This window comes from Krasilnikovia sp. M28-CT-15 (assembly GCF_047159595.1).
GTDB lineage: Bacteria > Actinomycetota > Actinomycetes > Mycobacteriales > Micromonosporaceae > Actinoplanes.
The window spans coordinates 2080808-2103289 of sequence record NZ_BAAGAK010000001.1 but is presented as its reverse complement, the minus strand read 5'-3'; the positions used below and the strand labels follow the sequence as shown (position 1 = coordinate 2103289).

Annotated in this window: 19 protein-coding genes; 14 read left to right on the top strand and 5 right to left on the bottom strand. The window is 70.9% G+C overall.

Annotation, left to right across the window (positions count from 1 at the left end; genetic code table 11):
• Positions 1 to 69: 69 nt before the first annotated feature.
• From ACMCNO_RS10030 to ACMCNO_RS10010, 5 genes are all read left to right on the top strand, one after another.
• Positions 70 to 363: a hypothetical protein gene (locus ACMCNO_RS10030; RefSeq protein WP_412749128.1), complete on the top strand. Its 294-nt coding sequence runs from the start codon at positions 70 to 72 to the stop codon at positions 361 to 363.
• Positions 364 to 501: 138 nt separating this feature from the next.
• On the top strand, positions 502 to 1479 hold the full coding sequence (locus ACMCNO_RS10025) for a GlxA family transcriptional regulator (RefSeq protein WP_412749127.1): 978 nt from the start codon (positions 502 to 504) through the stop codon (positions 1477 to 1479).
• Positions 1480 to 1485: 6 nt separating this feature from the next.
• The gene (locus ACMCNO_RS10020) at positions 1486 to 3198 is read left to right on the top strand and encodes a thiamine pyrophosphate-binding protein (protein ID WP_412749126.1); all 1713 of its coding nucleotides are present in this window, start codon (positions 1486 to 1488) and stop codon (positions 3196 to 3198) included.
• Positions 3170 to 3823, top strand: coding sequence for an SRPBCC family protein (locus ACMCNO_RS10015; protein WP_412749125.1), 654 nt, complete (start codon positions 3170 to 3172; stop codon positions 3821 to 3823). Before ACMCNO_RS10020 ends, ACMCNO_RS10015 begins: the two co-directional genes overlap by 29 nt.
• Positions 3820 to 4833 (top strand): 3-oxoacyl-ACP synthase III family protein, encoded by a 1014-nt coding sequence (locus tag ACMCNO_RS10010; RefSeq protein WP_412749124.1) that lies wholly within the window; start codon positions 3820 to 3822, stop codon positions 4831 to 4833. The genes ACMCNO_RS10015 and ACMCNO_RS10010 overlap by 4 nt, the downstream gene beginning before the upstream one ends.
• Before the next feature lie 14 nt (positions 4834 to 4847).
• On the opposite strand, the gene ACMCNO_RS10005 is transcribed toward ACMCNO_RS10010, so the two are convergent.
• Together ACMCNO_RS10005 and ACMCNO_RS10000 are read right to left on the bottom strand one after the other, a co-directional pair.
• Entirely contained in the window at positions 4848 to 7724 is a 2877-nt protein-coding gene (locus tag ACMCNO_RS10005; protein ID WP_412749123.1) for a PAS domain S-box protein, read from the bottom strand.
• Positions 7725 to 7770: 46 nt separating this feature from the next.
• Complete coding sequence (locus ACMCNO_RS10000; protein ID WP_412749122.1) at positions 7771 to 9981, bottom strand: ATP-binding protein; 2211 nt, start codon at positions 9979 to 9981, stop codon at positions 7771 to 7773.
• Positions 9982 to 10530: 549 nt separating this feature from the next.
• Between ACMCNO_RS10000 and ACMCNO_RS09995 the strand changes: the two genes are divergently transcribed.
• Entirely contained in the window at positions 10531 to 10704 is a 174-nt protein-coding gene (locus ACMCNO_RS09995; protein ID WP_412749121.1) for a hypothetical protein, read from the top strand.
• A gap of 192 nt (positions 10705 to 10896) precedes the next feature.
• Here ACMCNO_RS09995 and ACMCNO_RS09990 read toward each other — a convergent pair whose 3' ends face one another.
• Positions 10897 to 11955 (bottom strand): BMP family lipoprotein, encoded by a 1059-nt coding sequence (locus tag ACMCNO_RS09990; protein ID WP_412749120.1) that lies wholly within the window; start codon positions 11953 to 11955, stop codon positions 10897 to 10899.
• 164 nt (positions 11956 to 12119) lie between these two features.
• On the opposite strand from ACMCNO_RS09990, the gene ACMCNO_RS09985 reads away from it, so the two are divergent.
• On the top strand, positions 12120 to 13553 hold the full coding sequence (locus ACMCNO_RS09985; protein ID WP_412749119.1) for a GGDEF domain-containing protein: 1434 nt from the start codon (positions 12120 to 12122) through the stop codon (positions 13551 to 13553).
• A gap of 34 nt (positions 13554 to 13587) precedes the next feature.
• Here ACMCNO_RS09985 and ACMCNO_RS09980 read toward each other — a convergent pair whose 3' ends face one another.
• Both ACMCNO_RS09980 and ACMCNO_RS09975 read right to left on the bottom strand, forming a co-directional pair.
• The gene (locus ACMCNO_RS09980; protein WP_412749118.1) at positions 13588 to 14745 is read right to left on the bottom strand and encodes a hypothetical protein; all 1158 of its coding nucleotides are present in this window, start codon (positions 14743 to 14745) and stop codon (positions 13588 to 13590) included.
• A gap of 17 nt (positions 14746 to 14762) precedes the next feature.
• Positions 14763 to 15290 carry a SigE family RNA polymerase sigma factor gene (locus ACMCNO_RS09975; protein WP_412749117.1) on the bottom strand — a complete coding sequence of 176 codons (528 nt, stop codon included), beginning with the start codon at positions 15288 to 15290 and terminating at the stop codon, positions 14763 to 14765.
• A gap of 321 nt (positions 15291 to 15611) precedes the next feature.
• Between ACMCNO_RS09975 and ACMCNO_RS09970 the strand changes: the two genes are divergently transcribed.
• The 7 genes from ACMCNO_RS09970 (at position 15612) to ACMCNO_RS09940 (ending at position 21810) form a co-directional block, all read left to right on the top strand.
• Entirely contained in the window at positions 15612 to 17231 is a 1620-nt protein-coding gene (locus tag ACMCNO_RS09970; protein WP_412749116.1) for a diguanylate cyclase, read from the top strand.
• The gene (locus ACMCNO_RS09965) at positions 17228 to 18133 is read left to right on the top strand and encodes an aminoglycoside phosphotransferase family protein (RefSeq protein ID WP_412749115.1); all 906 of its coding nucleotides are present in this window, start codon (positions 17228 to 17230) and stop codon (positions 18131 to 18133) included. The genes ACMCNO_RS09970 and ACMCNO_RS09965 overlap by 4 nt, the downstream gene beginning before the upstream one ends.
• Positions 18134 to 18218: 85 nt before the next feature.
• The gene (locus tag ACMCNO_RS09960) at positions 18219 to 19058 is read left to right on the top strand and encodes an SDR family oxidoreductase (protein WP_412749114.1); all 840 of its coding nucleotides are present in this window, start codon (positions 18219 to 18221) and stop codon (positions 19056 to 19058) included.
• Positions 19059 to 19214: 156 nt separating this feature from the next.
• Entirely contained in the window at positions 19215 to 19586 is a 372-nt protein-coding gene (locus tag ACMCNO_RS09955; RefSeq protein ID WP_412749113.1) for a YciI family protein, read from the top strand.
• 43 nt (positions 19587 to 19629) lie between these two features.
• Entirely contained in the window at positions 19630 to 20856 is a 1227-nt protein-coding gene (locus ACMCNO_RS09950; RefSeq protein ID WP_412749112.1) for an RNA polymerase sigma factor, read from the top strand.
• 296 nt (positions 20857 to 21152) lie between these two features.
• Positions 21153 to 21356, top strand: a complete 204-nt coding sequence (locus tag ACMCNO_RS09945) for a cold-shock protein (protein ID WP_412749111.1) — start codon at positions 21153 to 21155, stop codon at positions 21354 to 21356.
• A gap of 172 nt (positions 21357 to 21528) precedes the next feature.
• Positions 21529 to 21810, top strand: a complete 282-nt coding sequence (locus tag ACMCNO_RS09940) for a hypothetical protein (RefSeq protein ID WP_412749110.1) — start codon at positions 21529 to 21531, stop codon at positions 21808 to 21810.
• The last annotated feature ends 672 nt before the right edge of the window (positions 21811 to 22482 follow it).

Below are 22482 nucleotides of genomic sequence, written 5' to 3'. Positions count from 1 at the left end.
GGGTGAAGCCCGGCCACCGCCGGAGGGTGATGATCGCCGGAGCGATCCGGACCGTCGGAGGTGACGCGCATGGGATGCCTGTTCGCGCTGTTCGCGGGGATCTTCCCGCGGTTGGCCCTGTTCATCATCTGGATCGCCCGCCCGGTGCTGGTCAACACCGCGTTCGACACGTGGATCTTCCCGCTGCTCGGGATCGTCTTCCTGCCGTTCGCCACCCTGATCTACGTGGTGCTGTACACCCCGGGCGTCGGCCTGACGGGATGGGGCTGGTTCTGGGTCGTCTTCGCCGGCCTGCTGGACATCAGCCACTGGGCGGCCAGCGCCACCCAGCGCCGCCAGATCCCGGGCTACCGCGGAGCCTGACCGGATCACTGTCCCGCGCGAGCCGGGCCGCCCTCGTCGCGGCCCCGCCCACGACCGGTGGCAGGAATCGGCAATTCCTTGGCATTGCTGCCGATACGCCCGGCGCGACAGGCTGGTGTCGTGACGCGACGACGGGTTGTGATTGTTACCTATGCGGGCTGCCAGGCACTCGATGTCACCGGACCGGTCGAGGTGCTGGACACCGCGAACCGGCTGCTGGGTGACCCCGAGTCCGGATATCAGATCGAGTTCGTCTCCCCCGCGGCCCCGCTGGTGCGGACCTGCTCCGGTGTGGTCATCGCGGCGGATCCACTGGAGGCAGGCCTGGGCCCGATCGACACCCTGCTGGTGCCCGGCGGGTGGGGCCTGCACGACACGCTGGCCGACCGGGGGCTGGTGACCTGGATCGGGCGGGCGGCCGGGCGCTCCAGGCGGGTGACCTCGGTGTGCGGCGGCTCGTTCCTGCTGGCCGAGGCGGGTCTGCTCGGCGGCCGCCGGGCGACGACGCACTGGGCGTACACCGACGATCTGGCGCGGCGCTATCCCGAGGTGACGGTCGAGTCCGACTCGATCTTCGTGTGGGACGGCCCGTACGTCACCTCCGCCGGGGTGTCCACCGGCATCGACATGACGCTGGCCCTGGTGGAGGAGGACCACGGCGCGGCGTTCACGCTGGAGCTGGCCCGCTTCCTGGTGTTGTTCTTCCGCCGTCACGGCGGCGAGTCGCAGGTCAGCTCCATCCTGGACGCCCAGCTCGCCGACTCCAGCCCGATCCGCGGCGCGCAGGAGTGGATCATGGACAACCTGGACCGCCCGGTCTCGGTGTCGCAGATCGCCGAGCACGCCAACATGAGCGCCCGCAACTTCGCCCGGGTGTTCCGGCGCGAGGTGGGGATCACCCCCGGCCAGTACGTCGAACGCATGCGCATCGCCCAGGCCCGCAAGCTGCTGGAGACCACCGACCTGCCGATCCGGCAGGTGGCCCGCCGCTGCGGATTCACCGCCCCGGAGACGTTCTTCCGCAGGTTCGGGCGGGCCCTGGAGGTCACCCCGAGCGAGTACCGGCACCGCTTCCAGAGCAGCGGTCTGGTCCCCGAGCCCGCACCGGCCGGGTAGGCGGCCATGCGGATGCGTCTTGTCGACCATCTCGTCCGCGAACTCGCCCGATCCGGTGTCGACCACGTCTTCGGCGTGGGCGGGGCGAACATCGAGGACCTCTACGACGCCCTGCACGCCGCCGGCCCCGGAATCCGGGCGGTCGTCGCCAAGCACGAGTTCTCCGCGGCGACGATGGCCGACGGGTACGCCCGGGCGACCGGCCGTCTCGGGGTGGTCGTGGCCACCTCCGGCGGCGGCGCCATGAACCTGGTGCCGGGCCTGGCCGAGGCGTACGCGTCCCGGGTGCCGGTGCTGGCGCTGGTCGGCCAGCCGCCGCGGGCGCAGCACGGCCGCGGCGCGTTCCAGGACTCCAGCGGCCGGGCCGGTTCGCTGGACGCGCGGCAGCTGTTCGCGCCGGTCTCCCGGCTGTGTGCCCGCGTCGACGACGCCGGGCAGCTGTCCGATCTGCTGCCGCAGGCGATCGCGGCGGCGCTGTCCCCGCCGCGCGGCCCCGCGGTCCTGCTGCTGCCCAAGGACGTGCAGCAGACCCTGATCCAGGCGGCGCCGTCGCCCGCGGCCGTGCCGTTGCCGGCCCCGGCGGCCGACCGGGCCGTGCGCGACCGCGCCGTGCGGGCGCTGCGCGGCGCCCGGCGGATCCTGGTGATCGCCGGGGAGGGGGTGGCCGCCGGGCATGCCCGGGCCGAGCTGGCCGAGCTGGCCGGGCGGCTCGGCGCGTGGGTGGCGGTCACCCCGGATGCCAAGGACGTGTTCGACAACGCCGACCCCCGCTTCGCCGGGGTGGCCGGGGTGATGGGACACCAGAACGTGGCGGACTGCCTGCGGAAGGCCGAGGTGTGCCTGCTGGTCGGCACGCGGTGGCCGGTGATGGCACGCGGCGGGCTCGACGCGGCGCTGGGCTGCGCGCTCGTGGTGTGCATCGACCCGGAGCCGCCGTACGTGTCGGGCCTGGCGCTGCGCGGCGACCCGCGTACCGTGCTGCGCGACGTCACCGGCCGGCTGCCGGCCGGCAGCCGCCCGTGCCCGCCGCACGACGGCCCCGTCCCGCTGCCGATCACCGCCGGCGTTCAGGACGCCGCGCCGGACCGGCTGTCGACGGTCGCGGCGGTGTCGGCCGTGGCCTCGGCGCTGCCGGAACACGGGCACGTCTTCGTGGACGCGGGCAACACCGGCGCGGCGGCGATCCACCTGCTCCCGGCGCCGCGCCGCGGCCGCTTCGTGGTCGCGGTCGGCATGGGCGGCATGGGGTACGCGTTCGGCGCCGGTATCGGCGCGGCGCTGGCCACCGGCCAACGGACGTACGTGCTGGCGGGCGACGGGGCGTTCTTCATGCACGGCATGGAGGTGCACACCGCGATCGAGTACCGCGCGCCCGTCACCTTCGTGATCTTCAACAACAACGCGCACGGCATGTGCGTGACCCGGGAGCGGCTGTACTACGGCGACACGTACAGCTTCAACCTGTTCCAGCCGACCGACATCGGCGCCGGGGTCGCCGCGGCGTTCCCGAGCCTGCCGGTGGCCCGGCCCGGCGACGCGGCGGGGCTGCGTGCCGCGCTGCGACACGGCAACGATCCCGATCTGGGGCCCGCGTTCGTGGCCCTGGACGTGGACCCGCACGAGGTACCCCCGTTCCATCCCTTCCTGACCGCTGACGGCCGGTATCCGGCCGACGCCGAGGAGCACACCGATGAGTACGAACGAGTCCACGCTGGCTGACATCCCGGGCCTGATCCGGGTGGAGAACACCGACCGGGACGAGGTGATCGCCCGGTGCGCGGCGCTGACCCGCCCGGCGTACCCGCACGAGCAGGTGTACGGGCGGTACTGCACCATCGAGCAGTACATCGACTGCCCTCCCGGGCAGGTCTTCGCGTACCTGCGGCAGGGCCACCATCTGGAGGAGTGGACGTACAGCCTGCGCAATTTCGGCCCGGCCGGGACGCCCGGTCTCTGGATGGGTGACGACCGGCTGGCGCCGGACACCCGCATCTACTGCCGGGTGGTGGCGAACGAGCAGGCCATGACGGTCGACTACCACTGCGCGTGGGATCAGGGCGACAAGCTGTGGATGATCTACCTGATGCGGGTGGTGCCGGCCGAGCTGGTCCTCGACCGGCCGGGATCCGTGGTGACCTGGACGAACTGCCGGCACCCGTACTACGACAGCAACCCGCACCCCGAGCTGGCGCCCGCGCCGGAACGGCCGTGGGTCGGCGGCCTCTGGGACCTGTTCTACGCGGGTCACACCGTGGAGATGGCCAACCTCAAGGCGATCCTGGAGCACCGGCACCGTGGCGGGCGCCCGGTCACGGTGGCACCGGCCGCGGTGGTGGCGCGGTGACCGGCACGGTCAGCCTGACGGACGTCGCCGGTTACCTGCCCGGCGCGCCGGTGCCCGCCGAGTACTACACCGACCTGCCCGACGCGGAGGACAAGCTGCGGAACAACGCGATGTTCCGCGTGCCCCGGTGGCGCCATCACGCGGGCGCCGACGAATCCAACGTGGACATGATCGAACGGGCGGTGCAGCCGCTGGTCGAGCGCCACGGCGCCGCCGAGATCCGCGCCGTCGATGTGCTGCTGGTGCACAGCCAGCTGCCGGACGTGCCGTTCGTGGGCGCGGGTACGGAGGTGGCGCACCGGCTGGGCCTGCGCCCGGAGTGGCTCATCGACGTCGCCAACGCGGGCTGTGCGTCGTTCGTGTACATGCTGAAGGTGGCCCGCCAGATCCTCACCACCACGACGGCCCGCCGCGCCCTGATCTGCAACGCTCAGAACCTGGCCGGGCAGTGGTTCACCCAGCCGCGGGTACGGCGGCTGGCGCAGGCCGCGATCCCGGGCGACGGGTGCGGCGTGGGATACCTGACCACCTCGGCGGCGCGCCCCGTGCTGGACGTGGCCACCCGGCACCTCGGCGAGTACGGCGGGCAGATGCGCCACCACCTCGACGACGGCCGCAAGTACTGGCAGCCCGGCGAGTCCGAGATCCGCATCGGGTTCACGCAGGACGGCGTGACTCAGGTGCTGGAGCGGGGCAACCGCCTGGTCCCGGACGTGGTGCGGCAGCTGTGCGCCGGGCTCGGTACGGCACCGGCCGATGTGGACATGCTGGTGACCAACCAGCCCAACCGGTTGTTCCTGCGCAACTGGCACGAGGAGCTCGGGCTGAGCGCCGAACGCCATCCCGACACGTTCGACGAGTGTGGGAACCTGTTCGGCGCGGCCATCCCCATCACGCTGGACCGGGTGGTCCGGCAGGACCGGCTGCGCGACGGGGATCTGGTGGTGCTCGGCGGTTTCGCGCACGCGGGCGACTTCGCGGGCGCGGCCGCGATCCGATGGGCGGCATAGATCCGCGACCGATGTCAGGAGTCGGCGGGTAGGCAGACGAGGAAGACCGACCCGCCGTCGGCGCCGGGTTCGTACTCGATGTCGCCGCCGTTGGCCCGGGCGAGTTCGCGCACGATGTACAGGCCGAGGCCGGTGCCCTTGATGGTGCCCGCGGTCGTGTCGGCGCGCGAGAAGCGGTCGAACAGGTGCGGCCGGAACTGCTCCGGGACGCCGGGCCCGCGGTCCTCGACCCGGATCTCGACGTGGCCGTCGAGCCGCCGGGCGGTGATCCGGGTGGCGCCGCCGCCGTACTTGTCGGCGTTGGAGAGCAGGTTCGCGAGGATCTGGTCGAGGTGACCGGGCTGGACCGTCGCGGTGAGCCGCTCCGGGCAGTCGATGTCCGGCTTCCGGGCGCCGGGGACGTTCAGGATCGCCGCCCGCAGGTGCTCGCGGACGTCGACCCGCGTGGGATGGGCGGTGAGGCGCCCGGCCTCGACGGTCACGAGGGCCAGCACCTCCCGGACGATGGTGTGCAGCCGCCGGGCGTTGCGGTCGATGCTCTCGACGAGTCGGTGTTTCCGCTCGTCGGGCAGGTCGCTCCAACCCTCCGTGGCGACCTCGGAGTAGCCGAGGATCGAGGTCAGCGGGGTACCGATCTCGTGGCCGAGCATGCCGATGAGGTCGAGTTTGAGCTGGTTGGCCGACTCGAGTTCGGTGTTGCGGCAGGCGAGTTCGGCGGAGGCGGCGTCGCGGGCACGTTCCGCGGCCTTGCGGGTGGAGATGTCGACGAACACCCCGATGAGGTGCAGCGGGCGGCCGTCGGTGTCCCGGACCAGGGAGACGGTGGCCTCGACGTCGACCCAGCTGCCGTCGGCGTGGCGGACCCGGCCTTCATGGCTGTAGGCGTCGTGCTCCCCGCCGAACAGATCCGCGATCTTGTGGCGCATGTCGGCGGCCGTGCCGGGGTGCAGCAGCAGGTCGGTCGGGCTGCCGATCAACTCGCTGGTGGTGCGGCCGAGCATGGCGGCGAAGGCGGGATTGACGTCCAGCAGGGTGCCGTCGAGGGCGCGGACGATCTGCCCGACCGCGGAATGCGTGAACTGGGCGCGGAACCGCTGTTCGCTCTGGTGCATGGCGCGCTGCGCGTCGCGTACCGCGGTGATGTCGGTGTTGATCTCCAGCACGATGTCGACGTCGTCGACGGCGTCCTGCAGGACCTGACGGCTGAGCACCGTGATCTTGCGGCCGTCGGCCGACAGGTGCTCGAGTTCGCCGTTCCACACCCGGTCGCGGCGCAGGGTGTCGGTCTGCTCCGGCACACCGCCGCCGTCGGGGAACGCGGTGGCCAGCAACCGATGGGTGATCTTGCCGGTGGCGGCCCGGGCCGGCCAGCCGTACGTGGCCTCGGCACCGGCGTTCCACCACCGGATCGTGCCGTCCAGGTCGCGCACGATGACCGCCGCCGGGATCAGCTCGAGCAGGCGGGCCTGCCGGTGCAACTGGGCCTGGGCGGCGCGGGCGGCGGTGACGTCCTCGATCTGGCTCACCAGGTAGCGCGGCCGGATCCGTTCGTCGTGGGCGACCGCGGTGCGGATGCGCACCCACAGGTCATGGCCGTCGGCATGGCGGTAGCGGACCTCCAGGTTCGCCGTCTCGGATTCCCCGGCGGCCAGGCGCGCCAGCACGCGCATGGTCACCTCGAGGTCGTCGGGGTGTTGCAGGTCGGACACGCGCATCCGGACAAGCTGCTCGACTGGATAGCCGGTGATCGCGGCCATGGCGGGATTGGCCTGCAGGAACGCGCCCAGGTTGTCGGGTTGCAGGCTGGTCAGCACCATGCCGAGCGGCGAGTTGTCGAAGGCCACCCGGAAGCGCCGCTCGCTGGCCTCCAGTGCGGTCAGCGCGACGGTGCGCTCGCTGAGCAGAGTCGCGTTGCGCTGGTAGTCCTCGGCGTGGCGCAACGCGGCGCTGAGGCTGCCGGCCAGCAGCTCCAGCTGGTAGACATCGCCCTCGTCGAACGCGTCCACCTCGGCACTGGAGATCTTCAGTACGCCGATCGGCCGGTCGGCGCTGAACAGTGGGGCGACGCACATCGAGCGCAGCCCCACCTCGCGGCATGCCTGCCGGTTGACCCGCGGGTCGATCTCGCTGTCGCGGCACTGCACCGTGGTGCGCTCGGACATGGCCACGCCGGACAGCGAGCCCGCGATCGGCAGCCGTATCCCCAGGTGCACGATCAGCGTCCCGGCCGCCGCCACATAGTCGAGATTGTCGCCGTTGACCAGCTCCACCACCGCGCCGTCGGCGGCCGGGAAGGCCTGCACCGCCTGCGCGGCGACGACCTCGAGCACCTGGGCCCGGTCGTGGGCGGCGGCGGTGACCGCGCGCTGCACGTTGATCGTGGCCAGCAGGATCTCGCTGTGCCGGGTGGCGCGGGCCACGGCCTGGTGGCGGCCGGTGAGGTCCTCCACCTGGGCCAGCTTGAGTCGCCGCCCCGTCGACCCTTCGATCGGGACCAGTGTGATCTTGCATGGCACGCTGGCGCCGTCCGGGCGCACGAAACGCTGCTCATAGCTGATCACGGCCCCGGGGTCGTCGGCGACGGCCGCATGGGCCTGCTGCCGTGTACCGAGATCGTCGGGGTGGGTCAGGGTCCGGCATCCGAGACCGAGCAGTTGCGCCGGGTCCCGTCCCAGGAGCCGGGAGAAGGCCGAGTTGACCTGGGTGAGCCGGTCGTCCTCGTCGAGGATCGCCATCGCGACCGGGCTGGCCCGGAACGCCGCCCGCTCCGCGTCGTGTTCCCCGGGGTCACCGGCCACGGGCTGCGTCTCACCCGCGCGGGGTGGAGTGTCGGGCGCCCCCGGCCCCCGGACACGGCCGCTGACCGCGCCGGCCTGTGGCTGCTGCCGCACGTCTGCCACCCGTTCGTCCAAGACCCTCTTCACCGGAACCCGCTGGTTATCCCTCGAAGTCGGCCGGCGCCGCGACGATCTGAGCGCGTTCAGCGGCCGGTGGGCCCACCTGGGCCGGGGGCGGTTGTGTCGCCGCCACGGGATCCACGGGCAGGCGTACGCGCATGGTCGTGCCCGTGGTGCTCGGCAGCTGCGTGATCTCCCCGTGGTGCCGCTGCGCGATGATCTGCGCCACGGACAGGCCCAGGCCCGCACCGGCGATGGCCTGCTCCGTGGTGATCTGGCCGCGGTAGAAGCGCTGGAAGACGTGCGGCCGTTCGTCCTCCGGGATGCCGGCGCCGGTGTCGGCGACGGTCAGGTCGGCCCAGTCCTCGCCGCGGGTAAGCCGTACCTCGATCCGGCCGCCCTCCGGGGTGAAGGTGATCGCGTTGTTGAGCAGCTCGGTCACCATCTGCCCGAGCCGGTCACGGTCGCCGGTGATCGGCAGGTCGGCGGGCAGCGACGTGCTGATGCTCACCCGCCTGGCCTCGGCGGCCGGTCGCACCTGGTCGACGGCGGCGGCGACCACGCCCACGAAGTCGAGCGGGGCGCGCTTGATCTCGGCCTGACCGGAGTCCAGTTCGGACAGATCCAGCAGGGACTCGACGAGGCGCCGCAACCGGTCGCTGCCGCGCCGGATCGCGGCCGTCATCGGCGCGACCTCGGCCAGGGTGGTCGCGGGGTCGGCCTCCTCGATCAACTCGATGTACGCGGCGATGACGGTCAACGGGGTACGCAGCTCGTGGCCGACCAGGTGCAGATACTCGTCCTTGCTGGCGGTCAGGGCGTGCTGGAGTTCCTCGGCGCGGCGGCGCTCGATGAACTGCCCGAGGTGCGCGGCGATGCCTGACAACAGGGCGACCAGCGCGTCCTGCGGGTCCTCGACCTGGTCGGCGAACAACGTCATCACCGCGAGTGTCCGGCCACCGGAGGAGATCGGCAGTGCCAGCGCGGTACGCAGCCCGAGCCGGTCGGCGGCCTCGACGGACAGCGGACTGTCGGGTGCGCCGACGACGGTGTGCCAGACGGGTTCGGCGCGCTGCCAGGCCGCGCCGGCCAGTCCCTCACCGGGCGCCAGCCGCGCCGGAGCGGCCAGGTCACCGGGCAGCCCGGGCGCGCGATACCGGTCGATGTGGCGCAGCACCTCGCCGCTCGGGGTGGGTTCGACCAGCCACAGTTCGGCGTACGGCCAGCCGAGCGTCCCGGCGACCGCCGCCAGCACCCGCGGTGCGGCCTGCTCCACGGTCTGGGACTCGTTCAGAGCGAGGGTGACCGCCAATTCACATCCGCGGAACCGTTCCGCGCGATGCCGGTCGGTGATGTCGTGGAACACCGACACCGCGCCGAGCCGGGTGCCGTCCGGGCGCGTCATCGGGTGGGCGTTGACCGAATACAGCCGCCGCCCCCCTTCCGGGGTGGTGACGACGTGCTCGACTCCGTGCACGTGCTGCCCCTGCAGGGCCCGCAGCAGGGGCACCTGATCGGCGGTGAACGCCTGCCCGTCCGGGTGGGCGATCGGAAGGGTGGGCAGCCATTGCTCGGGCGGGTCATCGGTCGGTTCGATTCCCAGCCTGTTGCGCAGCGACCGGTTCACCACCACGAGGTGGCCCTTGGCGTCGCTGGCCAGCACGCCGGTGTCCAGGCTGTCGAGCAGCGTGCCCAGGAAGATGCGCTGGGTTTCGACTTCCTGGCGCGCGTACCGCTGCCCGACCAGGGCGGTGCATGCCTGGGCGGCGTCGTCAACCGCGGCGAGTTCCCCGGCCTCCCAGTGCCGTGGGTGCATGTCCATCACGGCGCACACGCCGACGATCTCGCCGTGGGGGTCGCGGATCGGGAACCCGGCATAGGCGCGGATGCCCATGACCCGGGCCGGCGCCTCGGCGGGCACCCGCGCGTCGTTGCGCACATCCTCGATCACCAGCGGAAATCCGTAGTGGATCACCAAGCCGAACAGGGTGTGCGAGGCGGGTATCGGCTCCGACCTGGGGTATCCCCGGGGCACCGCCCTGCCGCCCATCAGCCGGATCCAGCCGCCGTCGGCCACGTGGATCATCGCCGAGGGTGCGGACGCCGCCCGCGCCGTCAGGGCGGCCAGACGGTTGGCCGTGGTCTGTACCGGACCGCCGGGATGCATCTTCAGACCGGCCAACGCCTCGCCCCGCACCGCGGGAGTGATCGAGGCGTCGACCGAGGAAGGCTTCCTGCCCGGCTTCGCCACGTCGGCAATCGTACCCTTCCGGCGTTTGTGGCAAACCGGTCTGAAGTATCTTGATGTCCGCGAATATGGCCAGGCCAGTGATGGCAGCCTCGGCCCGACTCCCGCCCATCCCACTGCCTGGACGATGAAAGTTCTTTCAACCAATGAACGCCATTACGTTCTCGTTGCAAAGCATTGCAGTGAAGCAAGATCGCCATAGGCGGTCGGCCCGGCCAGCGCGTCGACCCCGACTCCCGAGCAGCTCGGCGGGCTGGACCTCGGCGCCTACTGCCGCTCGATCGGCTACGCCGACGCCGCCCTGACCGGCTCCACCGCCTACGACTGGCACTGCGTCGGCACCGGCGGCCGGCGGGGCAACCTGACTTTCGACGCGGCCTGCCGCTGGATGTACTCGACGGGCGACGCCGTCGACCGCGTCGGCGACTTCCGCGACCCCGCCTCGGTCACCTGCTGGCGCGTCGCGGCCACGGTCACCACTCCCGACTTCGAGCACTACTGCACCGCCACCGGGCCGAGCACTACTGCACCGCCACCGGGCACAGCGCGGCGGTGCTGCTCGGTTCGACCGCGTACGACTGGCGGTGCGTCTCCTACAGCCGCGCCGGGCCGACCTACTTCCACGTCCACGTGCAGGCGGTCTGCCGGTGGACGACCTCGCAGCCGGCCACGATCGACCGGTTCGTCAACTACTACAGCGCACGGAGCTGGCAATGCCGCGTGTGAGCGGGGTGGCACGAGCACCGCGGTTCGTGGTTACATAGACAGCGGAGCGGCCGGACATCTTCCCCCGTGGATGCCCGGCCGTTCCTGTGTCCGCAGTAGTTTCGTCCGCAGTACTTTCCCTTGCGCACAGCCCTTCCCTGACTCCGGAGCACAGTGGACCACTCCGGAGTCGCGAGTGGACTGCAGCCACCCTCAGCTGGCGGCCGCGCCCGGAATCACGATCTTCCCCTCGCTGAGCTGCTGCTTCAGCCCTTCGAGCTGGGACTTGATGTCGTCGACCTTGCCGCCCGACGTGGCGTACTCGACGCCCTTGGTCTGCAGGCCGAACGTCACCGTCCCGGCGGTGAACTTGTCCTCGCTGACCGACTTGATGAACTCGAACACCGCCGTGTCCACCCGCTTGATCATGGAGGTGAGGATCACGTCCCGCAGCTCCGCGGGGACCAGCTGGTACTGGTCGGAGTCCACCCCCAGGGCCCACGTGCCGCTGGCCTTCGCGGCCTTGAAGACACCGAGGCCGGATCCACCGGCGGCGTGGTAGACGACGTCGGCGCCACCGCCGTACATCCGGGCCGCCGCGGCCTGGCCGGCAGTGGGATTGATGAACCCGGAACATGCCTGCGCCGGAGTCGACAGGTACCGCGCGTCCACGGCGGTGTCGGCGTGCACGGCCTTCACCCCGGCCCGGTACCCGACCTCGAAACGCCTGATGAGAGGCAGGTCACAGCCCCCGACGAACCCGACCCGGCCCGTCTTGCTCTTGAGCGCCGCCACCGCACCCATCAGGAAGGAGCCCTGATCGTCGGCGAAGACCAGGTTGGTGAGGTTGGGGGCACGGACCGTGTCGACGTCGACCGCGGCGAACTTGGTGTTCGGGCAGTCCCGGGCGGCGCGCGCCAGCGGGCCGTCCGACGGGTCGTCGCCGGCGTAGACGAAGCCCACGGCGACGACGGCCTGGTAGCCGGCGTCACACAGCAGCTTCAGCCGGTCGTACCGGGCCTCGTCGTTCTCCTCCTGCAGCGCCTCAAGCTCTTTGATCTGGACGTCGAGGCTGGTCTTCGCCCGCTCCAGGCCCGCGGCCGCCGCGTCGTTGAACGACTTGTCCCCTCGTCCGCCGATGTCGTAGGCGAGGCCGACGGTGACCGCCTTCGGAGAGGCCTGCGGCGACTGAGCGGCGGTGGCCTGCCCGCACCCTGCCGCCGCCAGGGTCACCAGGGCGACCGCCGCGAAAAGGACCGATCTTTTTGCCATTGTGCCGGGCACCGCTGCGCTCCCTTTCCGCCGACGCTCACTGAATGAGCCGGATGCCCTCATATCGGAATACGTACGACCGATATGAGAGGTCAGGAGCCAACAGACTCCGGTACAGCGCGAAGAGGTTGGCAGTGGGTGCAGTCAGACGTTCCACCGTCGTGATGCTGACGGCTGCGCTCATCTTCCTGATCGCCGCGCTCGGCAGCGCCGCCTCGGGCCGGGCCAACGCGCTCAAGACCGAGCAGTCCGAACTCGCCCAGCGGTCCGCCGTCGGCTCACACAAGATGAGCGAGTTCTTCGAGCGCGCCAGCACGATCATCGAGCTGGGCGGCCGCAACTACTCCTTTGTCGACTACTACGGCAACAACGTCTACGGTGACCGCAGCCACCTGCCGCTCAAGGCCAAGCCGACCGACCAGATCGTCGAGCGGGTGAACCAGGACCTGGCCCACCTGGGCCGGATGTACGCCGACCGGATCGGCGCCGCCGCCTTCATCGACGTCACCGGCGTCACCAACGCCGCGGTCATCCACGGCGAGCCGGTCGTCGCGGACAAGCTGCCGCAGAACAGCGCGACCGCGCCGTACTTCAAGCCGGTCTTCCGCGTCTCCCCCGGCGTGGTACGCCAGTCCCGGCCGTACCGCTCCCCCACAGCCGGCGACTGGGTGATCTCCAGCGGCACCCAGGTGCTCATGCCCGACCACGTCAAGCACGCGATGGTGCACTTCGAGATCACCGTCGAGGGCTTCCGCCGTGAACTCGACGGCGGCTATGGCCATCTGCTCGTCGTCGACTCGACCACCGGCGCGGTCGTCATCGACAGCGCCCGCCCGCAGGAGAACGGCAAGCCGCTGGGTGACCCGGAGAACCACCAGTTCACCCCGCTGGTGGGTCAGTGGCGGGAGGCGGGCCTGATGAAGGTCGACGGCCGCCAGCTCGCCTACCGCCGGGTGCCCTCGGAGGTCGGCAACGACAACCACTGGTACGTGGTCACCGTCGCGCCCGTCCCGCCCGGCCCGTTCACCGGGATCGGCGTGCTGCAGGGCGTCGTCGTGCTCACCGCCGCACTGATCATCGTGTACGCGGTGATCATGCTCCGTAGGAGCCAGTCCGCGCTGGTCCACGCGGCCAACACCGACCCGCTCACCGGCCTGCGTAACCGGCGCCGCCTCGAGGCCGACCTGGCCGTACTGCTGCCCAGGTGCAGCGAGGACGATCCGCTGTATCTCACCCTCAGCGATCTCAACGGCTTCAAGGCATACAACGACACCCTGGGCCACCCCGTCGGGGACACCCTGCTCACCCGCCTCGGGAAGCGGCTGTCGGACGCGGTGCACGGGCGCGGCGGCGCCTACCGGATCGGCGGGGACGAGTTCTGCGTGGTGGCCCGCGCCTCGGACATCGACAGCCCCGACGCGCTGATCGCACTCGTGAGCGAGGCGCTACGCGAAGACCACGACCGCGTTCCGGTCACGGCCTCGCACGGTCTGGTGGTACTGCCGCACGAGACCAGCGACCTGAGCGAAGCCATGAGTCTCGTGGACCGCCGGATGTACCAGCAGAAGCACGCCGAACGGGTGCAGGCCGACCGCTGAGGGTATCCCCCGTCGACGGAGTAACCATCCGTGCTCACCGGATGCCGCGGAGCATGACCAGGGTCGGCTCGGAAAGCCCGGGCGGCTCGACCACCGGCTGACAACGGTCACCCGCCCTGCACCACAGGCGACCACCCTGCGGCATCTCCAGGACGAACACGTCGCCGGTCAGCCAGATCGGGTGCGCGTCGGCGGGACCACCGGTCGGCACCGGACGCCACCGTCCGGCCTTCAGGTCGGCCGTGCGGAGCAGCACCGTCGTCGGTTCGGCCTGTTCGTCGGCGGATCTGACGTCGAGCGACGCCCAGCGCCCGTCCGGCGAGATGGTCCCGCTCCGGCCTTCCACCGGCCCGTGCGTGGGACACCAGCCCTGGTGCATGGACGGCACGGTGACCGTGACCGGGACGACGTCCACACAGTCGCCGATCCGGCGCAGCACCTGGCCGTCGTCCGACATCCCCCAGGCCGGAATGTCCGCGCGGGTGGTCGTGAACGAGCCCGTCCGGAAGTTCCACACCGCGCCCCGCATCGGGGTGCCGTCGCCCGATCCCCCGTCGAGCAGAGCCACGTCGTCGGTGGCCCCCAGCACGCCCGGCCCCATTCCTTCCTCGAACGTCTGCCGCCTGATCTCGCGCAACGACGGCAACTCGTACGCACCCACATGGGAGGCGTCGTGTGCGACGACGAGAACCCGGTTGTCCGGAGACACGGCGACACCGCCGAACACCGTGCCCGCCGACCGGGCGGTGCCGTGGTCGGGGACGAACCACACCTCTGTCTTCCCGCCGCTCACCGGCTGCGCCGTCACCACCCATCCCGCCCGGACGCGAACGGCATCCTTCGCGGACCGGCCGCCGGGCAGCCCGAGCGCGACCCGGCTGCCATCAGCACGGAACACCGTGTTGCGAGACAGCAGGTCCATGCGCACCGCGGACGTCGAGGGCGCCGGGCTGGTCGCGGGATGGCTCGGCGGCGAGGCCGACGGCCGGGCGATCAGCGACCCGGTGAGCGTCGCCGCGACCACCGCGGCGGCTGTCGCGGCCACCGTGGCCCGTCGCCGCCGGATCCGGCGGTTTCCGGCCCGGACCACATCGGCCGCCCCGAAGCGGGGCCCGTCGTCGACCGCCCCGGCACGGCGTTCCAGCGTCGCCACCAGCCGTTCGGCGAGCGGATCCGCCGTCTCGTTCCGCATCGGTCGCCCCTGGTCGGTCATGATGACACCGCCTCTGCCATGCCGTGTTCCTCACCCAGTCGCTGACGCAGCGTGGCGAGGCCACGCGAGGCGTGACTCTTCACCGTGCCGCGGGAGATGCCGAGTACCTCGGCGATCTCGGCCTCCGCCAGACCCTCGTAGTAGCGCAGCACCAGCACCGCACGCTGTTTGACCGGCAGCGTCTGCAGATGCGTCCACATCGCGTCCTGTTCGAGCCGGGCGTCCGGGCCGCCGTCCGGCCCGTCGTCCCGGGCGCGGTCGGGAAACCGATCCACCGGCCGTTCCCGGTACGGCCGACCCCGCCACCATGACGTCGCGGTGGTCACCATGGTCCGTCGTACGTAGCCCTCCAGGGCGCCTTGATCACGGATGCCGGCGAACTTGACGAACGTCTTGACCAACGCCGTCTGCACCAGGTCCTCGGCCCAGTGCCGGTCGCCCACCAGCAGGTACGCCGTACGCAGCAGGGCACCGGACCGGGCCGCGACGAAGCCCTGAAACGCCTCCTCGAGGCCCTTGTCCACACGTCCTCCCCAGGTCCCACCGAGCGTCGATGGCCAAAGTAGGACGCGGGCACACCTGAACCGGTTGTCACGCAACGCCGAGACATCCCGGACCGGGCCGACCTCACCCGCCACGGGCCGCCGATGGCGATTTAGCAGGGATTGGCCGTTTAAGTGCCGACCATGTCGCCCTACGCGGTTTCGTTGCGGCGCAGCCGTCGCGGATCATGCGGTCGTCGGCCGTCGCGCCGCGGACGATGATGAGCCCGCGCCACACCCCTGAATGCTTAGCCGGAGCCGAGCGGGGCCGATGAGGCGATAGACGGGGCTGGGGGTGGACTGATGAATGGCGCTGCGACAGAGGCTGAGGAACTGTCCGCCGCCCTGATGGCGCTGGAAGAACAGGTCACCGTGAAGGCGGAGGCCGGCTACACCGCCGCGCTCGAGCTCGAGCAGCGCGCCACCGCGCTCGGCGACGAGATTCTCATGGCCCGCGCCCGCCTCGTGCACGCCAACATGCTCAGACGGACCGGCGAGGTGGCCGAGGCCGCACGGCAGGTCCACGAGATCCATGAATGGGCTCTGCGGCATGGCGACCGCCGGTTGCAGGCCCGCACGCATCTGTCCTGGGCGTACATCAAGCGGCTGACCGGCGACACGGCCAAGCGTCTCGAGCATGCGCTGAGCGCGGTCGAACTGTTGGACGAGACCGCCACCCCGTACATGCAGGTGTGGTATCGGTGCACGCTGGCCGATGCGCTGGCCGACAACGGGGACATGGTCGCGGCACGGCCGCGTTTCCGCCAGGCGGAGGCGCTGGCCCGGGAGTTGCACCAGTGGGAGCAGCTCACCATGGTGCTGAACAACTGGACCGTTTCCGAGTACGAGAACGGTGACTTCCCGCGGGCCCGGGAGGTCGCGCGCCGGATGCTGGACCATGCCGCGGAGCACGGTTTCGACCTCGAGCCCGCGCAGCTGGACACGATCGGCGCCATCCAGATCGAGAACGGCGAGTACGCCCAGGCCGAGCAGACGATGCTGGTCTGCATCGCCCGGCGCGACGCCGGGGAGAGCGACAATGCCGATGATCTGGCCGAGTACCTGCTGAATCTGGCCCGCGCCCAGCGCGGGACCGGCGCCACCGATCGGGCCCAGGCGAGCCTGGACTCCGCCCGCGAGCTGTGCACCGAACGCGAGCTGCACGGGCTTCTCGTCCGCGTGCACCAGGAACAGGCGGAACTGCACGCCGCCCGCGGGGAGTTCGCCGAGGCGTTCGCCGCGCAGAAGGTTTTCGTGGCGGCCAAGGAGAACCTGCACGCGCGCCAGGAACAGGCGAAGGCGCTGACGCGGCAGACCCAGTTCGAAACCGCCGAGGCCCGCGAGGAAGCCCAGCAGTTCCGGGAGCAGGCCCGCCGCGATCCGCTGACCGGCCTGTGGAACCGCCGCTACGTCGACGAAGAGTTGACCGCACTGATCGCTGCAGATCCCGACCTCACTGTGGCGATAGTCGACATCGACCATTTCAAGCGGATCAACGACCAGCTCTCCCACGACACCGGGGACCAGGTGCTGGTGCAGGTCGCCAAGGTGCTGGCGACCGAGCTGGCCACGGTGGCCCCGGAAGGGTTCGCCGCCCGGCTCGGCGGCGAGGAGTTCCTGCTCGTGCTCCCCGCCACCCCCGTCGCCCGGGCGACCCGGCACCTCGACGGGATCCGGCGCGCGATCAGCGACTTCGCCTGGCACGACACCACGAACGGCCTGCCCGTCACGGTCAGCATCGGCGTCGCCGGAGTCAACGAGACCTCCCCGCGGAGCCAGTCCGCGGCGCTGGCCACCGCCGACCGCAACCTGTACGCGGCAAAGAACGACGGACGCAACCGGGTCGTGGCCGGAACGGCACCCGAGCCCCGACGCCGCGCCTATCGCGACCGCGGCACAGATGAGGACCACACCAGCCGATGAACGCCAGCCCGATGCCGCCCGCGGAGGTGGATGTCAGCCTGGGCCTGGTCCGTCGGCTCATCGCCGAACAGATGCCGGATCTGGCCGGCCGTCACCTCCGGATGCTGGCGCACGGGTGGGACAACGTGATGGTGCGGATCGGCGACGACCTCATAGCGCGACTGCCGAGGCGAGCCGTCGCCGTTGGCCTGCTGCTGAACGAGCTGCGCTGGCTGCCCCGCCTGTCGCCGCGGCTTCCCCTGCCGATCCCCGCGCCGGTCCGCGCCGGCCGGCCCGGGTGCGGCTATCCGTGGCCGTGGAGCGTGGTGTCGCATCTGCCCGGCGACATCGCGGCCCGTACCCCACCGGGCGACTACGGCCAGGCGGCCGTCGCTCTGGCCGAGTTCCTCGCGGCGATGCACGTCCCGGCGCCGGCGCAGGCGCCGCAAAACCCCGTACGTGGCATTCCCCTGGCGAACCGTGCCGCACGGCTCGCCGACAACCTGGACCAGCTCGGCACCACCGTGGACGCCACCGCCATGACGCGCATGTTCCGGGCCGCGGTCGAATCAACCGTCTGGGACCGGACTCCCGTCTGGATACACGGCGACCTGCACCCCGCGAACGTCCTCGTCGACGGAGGCCGGGTCAGCGCCGTCATCGACTTCGGCGACATCACCGCCGGTGATCCGGCCACCGACCTGTCGGTGGCCTGGATGCTGCTGCCGGCCGACGACCGGCACGCATTCTGGGAAACGTACGCCGCGGCCGGCCGGCATCCGGCCGGTGACGCCCTGCGGATCCGCGCACGCGGCTGGGCTCTCGTGCTGTCTGCCGCATTCCTCGGTCACTCCGCCGACAATCCTCTGATGGCAGCGATCGGGCGACACACCCTCGACGCCGTCCTGGCCGACGATGGTTGACATGGAGCAGCGGCCAAACGTTGACCTCAACAAATATTGAGGTTCTACGGTCGGGTCCTCAGGCACGAACTCCGTGGAGGAAACCATGATCGTGGTAACCGGCGCGACCGGCAACGTCGGGCGGCGGGTGGTGCAGCGGCTGGTCGCCGCGGGTCACGACGTACGCGCCATCACCCGCGACCCCGCTCGCGCGGGCCTTGCGCCGGAGGTCGACGTGGTGGCCGCCGACCTGGCCGATCCGGAGACCCTGCGCCCGCACCTGCACGGTGTGGATGCCGTGTTCCTGATCTGGCCGTTCGTTGACGCCGCCACCACGTCACAGCTCGCTCCGCGCGTCGCCGACGTGCTCGCTGCGGCTGGTTCACCCCGGGTCGTGTATGTGTCGGCCGCTTCCGCGGAGGCCGACCCGGGCTCGTTCTGGGCCGTGGTGGAACGCGCCGTCATCGCGTCCGGGCTGCCGTGGACGATGCTGCGTCCCACCGGAATCGCCACGAACACGCTCGGCTGGGCCCCGTCGATCCGAGCCGAGGGCGTGGTGCGCTGGCCGTACGGCGCGGCGGCCCGCTCGGTGGTCCACGAGGACGACATCGCGGCGGTCGCGGTCGAGGCGCTGACCACCGACCGACACGACAGGCAGACGTACGTGCTCAGCGGCCCCGAGACGGTCAGCCAGGCCGAGCAGGTGCACATCATCGGCGGGGCGATCGGTCGCGATTTGCAGTGGCAGGACGTGCCCGCCCAGGCCGTACGCCCGATGCTGGCCGCGGCGATGGGCAGCCCCGCATTCGCCGACGCGGCATTGGCCGGCTGGGCAGCGTTCGTGGACGAGCCCGAGCAGGTGACCGACGACGTCGCGGCGGTACTGGGACGTCCCGCGCGTACGTTCTCCCAGTGGGCCGCCGACCACGTGGCCGACTTCGTCTGACCGGTAGCGGCCTATTGTGAAGGGGCGAAACGCGGGTCGGCGGGATCGGCTGCGTCGCGGCGAGAGATTTCTCCGGGGCCGTGTCGATCCGCGGGCCACTCGTTCGACGTGAGGGTGCGAGAGCCGAGAGGCGGCCCGCCGGACGAGGAGAACGCGATGCCGAAGTACCTGCTGATCATGCGGGGCACCGACGAGTCCAACGCGGCCATGATGGCCGACATCGACGAGATGATGGCCACGACCCGCCAGTTCATCGAGGAGACGATCAAGGCCGGCGTTCTCCTCGCAGCCGAAGGGCTGGACGATCCCGCCAAGGGCGTGGTCGTCGACTTCAGCGGCGAGGCCCCGGTGGTCACGGACGGGCCGTACGGCGAGACCAAGGAACTGTTCGGGGGCTTCTTCCTGCTCGACGTCGCCTCGAAACAGGAGGCGGTCGAGTGGGCCAAGCGGGTGCCCGCGGCCCCCGGGTCTAAGATCGAGGTCCGGCGGGTGCCCGGGAGCGACGAAGTCCCGCAGGTCGACAAATGATCGTCAGAGACCGGACCGGGCGCGACAGCAACGGCCCGATCTGATGGGTACGGCCGATGTCGAGGCCGTGTGGCGGATCGAGTCGGCGCGGATCGTCGCCGCGCTGACCCGGTTCACCGGCGACTTCGGGCTGGCCGAGGACGCGGCCCAGGAGGCGGTGGCCGAGGCACTGGTGTCGTGGCCGCTCACCCCTCCGGCGAATCCGGCCGGCTGGCTGATGGCCACCGCCCGGCGGCGGGCGATCGACGCGATCCGCCGCCGTACCGCCCTGCAGGACCGCTACGCCCTGCTGGCGGCGGACCTGGCGGCCGACCCGGCAGGCGCCGGGGAGGTCGATCCCGACAAGATCGATGACGACGTGCTGGCGCTGATGTTCGTGAGCTGCCACCCGGTGCTCTCCCCCGAGGCCCGGGTAGCGCTGACCCTGCGCGTGGTCGGCGGCCTGTCGAGCGAGGAGATCGCCCGCGCGTTCCTCGTACCCGTGCCGACCGTGCAGGCCCGCATCACCCGCGCCAAGAAGACGATCGCGGCGGCCGGGGTGCCGTTCGAGCTGCCGCCGGCCGCCGAGCGCGGGAACCGGCTCGGCGGTGTGCTCAGCGTCATCTACGTGATCTTCACTGAAGGTTCGACGGCGACGTCGGGCAACCGGCTGCTGCGCCCCGAGGTCGCGTACGAGGCGATCCGGCTGGCCCGCACGCTGGCCGCGCTGCAACCGGCCGAGCCGGAGGTGCACGGCCTGCTCGCGTTGTGCGAGCTGACGGCCGCGCGCTTCCCGGCCCGGACCGCCCCGGACGGTTCGCCGATCCTGCTCGAGGATCAGGATCGACGGCAATGGGACGTCTCGGCGATCCGCCGTGGACTGGCCGCGCTGGCCAAAGCATCGACTCGCGGGCTCGGCCCCTACGGCCTGCAGGCCGCGATCGCCGCCACGCACGCATCGGCGCCCTCGGCCGAGGCAACCGACTGGGACCGGATCGTGGTGCTCTACGAGGCACTCGGCCGGGTCGCACCCTCGCCGGTGGTCGAGCTCAACCGGGCCGTCGCCGTCGCCATGGCCTCGGGTCCGGCCCGAGCCCTGGCGATCGTGGACGAGCTGGTCGCCTCGGACCGGCTCCCCGGTTCACACCTGGTCCCGACCGTACGCGGAGAGCTGCTGGCCCGGCTCGGACGGCGACCGGAAGCGCGCGCCGAGCTGGAGCTGGCGGCCCGGCTGTGCACCAACCAGCGCGAACGCTCAGTGCTGCTGCGCAAGGCGGCCACGCTCGGCTGACGTCTCCTTCTCGGCCACCCGGGACTCGAGCCCACCCCGGGTCGGCCGTGCCGTCCACGCAGCGTGGCGCAGGCGGGATACGGCATCAGCCGCCGCCGTGGGGACTGGCGGCGGACCGTGTGCTACACTCATCGGGTTGCAGTTTTGATTTCCGAAGACGTTTACCGGCGCCTGATGGGGTATCTGAACCCATACGGGCGCTTTTCGTTTTTCGTGTCGTTTTGGCGCGGGTTATCAACGCGGCAGCGTTAGAGTCCGCGCAGTGCGGTCTCTTAACAGCCTGCGAAGGAGCAGACATGGCTACAGGTACCGTGAAGTGGTTCAACGCCGACAAGGGTTTTGGCTTCATCACCCCGGACGGTGGCGGCGCCGACGTGTTCGCCCACTTCTCCGCGATCTCGACGAGCGGCTTCCGCAGCCTCGACGAGAACCAGAAGGTGGAGTTCGACATCACTCAGGGCCAGAAGGGCCCGCAGGCGGAGAACATCCGCCCGCTCTGATCCACGTATTGCGAACGGCGGCTCCGACTGGTTCAGTGGGCCGCCGTTCGGCGTTTCACGCGCTAACCACCGCACCGTGAAGGTCTCGATCGACTCGATGCCTCGTCCTCCTGACGACGGTCAGACGGCCGGAACCGCGGGCACACGACGTGACACCCCGAAGGGCATGACTATGACGACGACCTACTCGGGCCCTGCAAGGCTGATCCTGGTGGACGGCGCATCGATATCCGGTATGGCCTCCCTCAGTACCAACCAGCGCGGAGGGCAGAACGGCTGGGGTGGCACGTTCCGTCCGGACGAGGTCACCACGGACCTGCGCAACGCAGCCGACGGGCTCCAATTGGAACTTCCCTACGATCGGGTGGGGACAGTGGCCGTCACAGGCATGCGCAAGCTACTCGCCACGCAGGTGCTGATGTCATTGGCAGGACGCGGACCCGCACCCTTCTGACGGTGGGCCGCGCGATGCGAACCTGCGACCGGTAGATCAGACGGGGCTTGCATTCGGTGGCTCTCGCTGTCTAGCGCGTCGCTCGGTACCTCGGTGGAGACCCGCCGCACCATCTGCGACCCGGCCACCGGAGTGCGATCCGGACGGAGCAACTGGACTCGTCCAGCACCGTCACCGCCAAGATCGTGCGGGCATTCGACAACCTGGGCCGCCCGACGCCATACGCCGACGCCACCACAAACCTCACCGAGCCAGGCGGCACACCCGAAGCCCCCCCACCGCGCCCCGCGCACCTGCGGATCTTCGCTGGCCGACCTCGGCGTGCACCCCCGGGTGGCGATGCACCCTCCTCGGCACGCCAACATCAAGATCACAATGGAGATCTACCCGCAGGTCACCGATCAGCAGACCCGCGACGCCCCGGCAATGTGCCGGCTGTGGCTAGGTTCGCTTCCGCCGCGGCGAACGCGCGAGGGCCGGTCTCGCCCATGAGTTTCATTGACCCGCCGCTGGACCACGTTCCGTCCGGCGGCGGGTACCGGTGCAGGTAACCGCCGATCGCGCGGGCGTCCTCGCCAGCCCTTCCGACCTGTTTCGCGTACCCGTCGAGACCCTCGGGATCGCCCTGAGCGTCACAAGCTGCCTCCCCGCTGACTTGCATAGACGCCCTGG

What these genes read in the sequence shown, in the direction of transcription:
- ACMCNO_RS09980 (WP_412749118.1), bottom strand. Translation starts at nt 14,745, where the DNA reads ATGCGGAACGAGACGGCGGATCCGCTCGCCGAACGGCTGGTGGCGACG.
- ACMCNO_RS09955 (WP_412749113.1), top strand. Translation starts at nt 19,215, where the DNA reads ATGCCGAAGTACCTGCTGATCATGCGGGGCACCGACGAGTCCAACGCG.
- ACMCNO_RS09940 (WP_412749110.1), top strand. Translation starts at nt 21,529, where the DNA reads ATGACGACGACCTACTCGGGCCCTGCAAGGCTGATCCTGGTGGACGGC.
- ACMCNO_RS10020 (WP_412749126.1), top strand. Translation starts at nt 1,486, where the DNA reads ATGCGGATGCGTCTTGTCGACCATCTCGTCCGCGAACTCGCCCGATCC.
- ACMCNO_RS09990 (WP_412749120.1), bottom strand. Translation starts at nt 11,955, where the DNA reads ATGGCAAAAAGATCGGTCCTTTTCGCGGCGGTCGCCCTGGTGACCCTG.
- ACMCNO_RS10015 (WP_412749125.1), top strand. Translation starts at nt 3,170, where the DNA reads ATGAGTACGAACGAGTCCACGCTGGCTGACATCCCGGGCCTGATCCGG.
- ACMCNO_RS09985 (WP_412749119.1), top strand. Translation starts at nt 12,120, where the DNA reads ATGCTGACGGCTGCGCTCATCTTCCTGATCGCCGCGCTCGGCAGCGCC.
- ACMCNO_RS10030 (WP_412749128.1), top strand. Translation starts at nt 70, where the DNA reads ATGGGATGCCTGTTCGCGCTGTTCGCGGGGATCTTCCCGCGGTTGGCC.
- ACMCNO_RS09945 (WP_412749111.1), top strand. Translation starts at nt 21,153, where the DNA reads ATGGCTACAGGTACCGTGAAGTGGTTCAACGCCGACAAGGGTTTTGGC.
- ACMCNO_RS09960 (WP_412749114.1), top strand. Translation starts at nt 18,219, where the DNA reads ATGATCGTGGTAACCGGCGCGACCGGCAACGTCGGGCGGCGGGTGGTG.
- ACMCNO_RS09970 (WP_412749116.1), top strand. Translation starts at nt 15,612, where the DNA reads ATGAATGGCGCTGCGACAGAGGCTGAGGAACTGTCCGCCGCCCTGATG.
- ACMCNO_RS09965 (WP_412749115.1), top strand. Translation starts at nt 17,228, where the DNA reads ATGAACGCCAGCCCGATGCCGCCCGCGGAGGTGGATGTCAGCCTGGGC.
- ACMCNO_RS09950 (WP_412749112.1), top strand. Translation starts at nt 19,630, where the DNA reads ATGGGTACGGCCGATGTCGAGGCCGTGTGGCGGATCGAGTCGGCGCGG.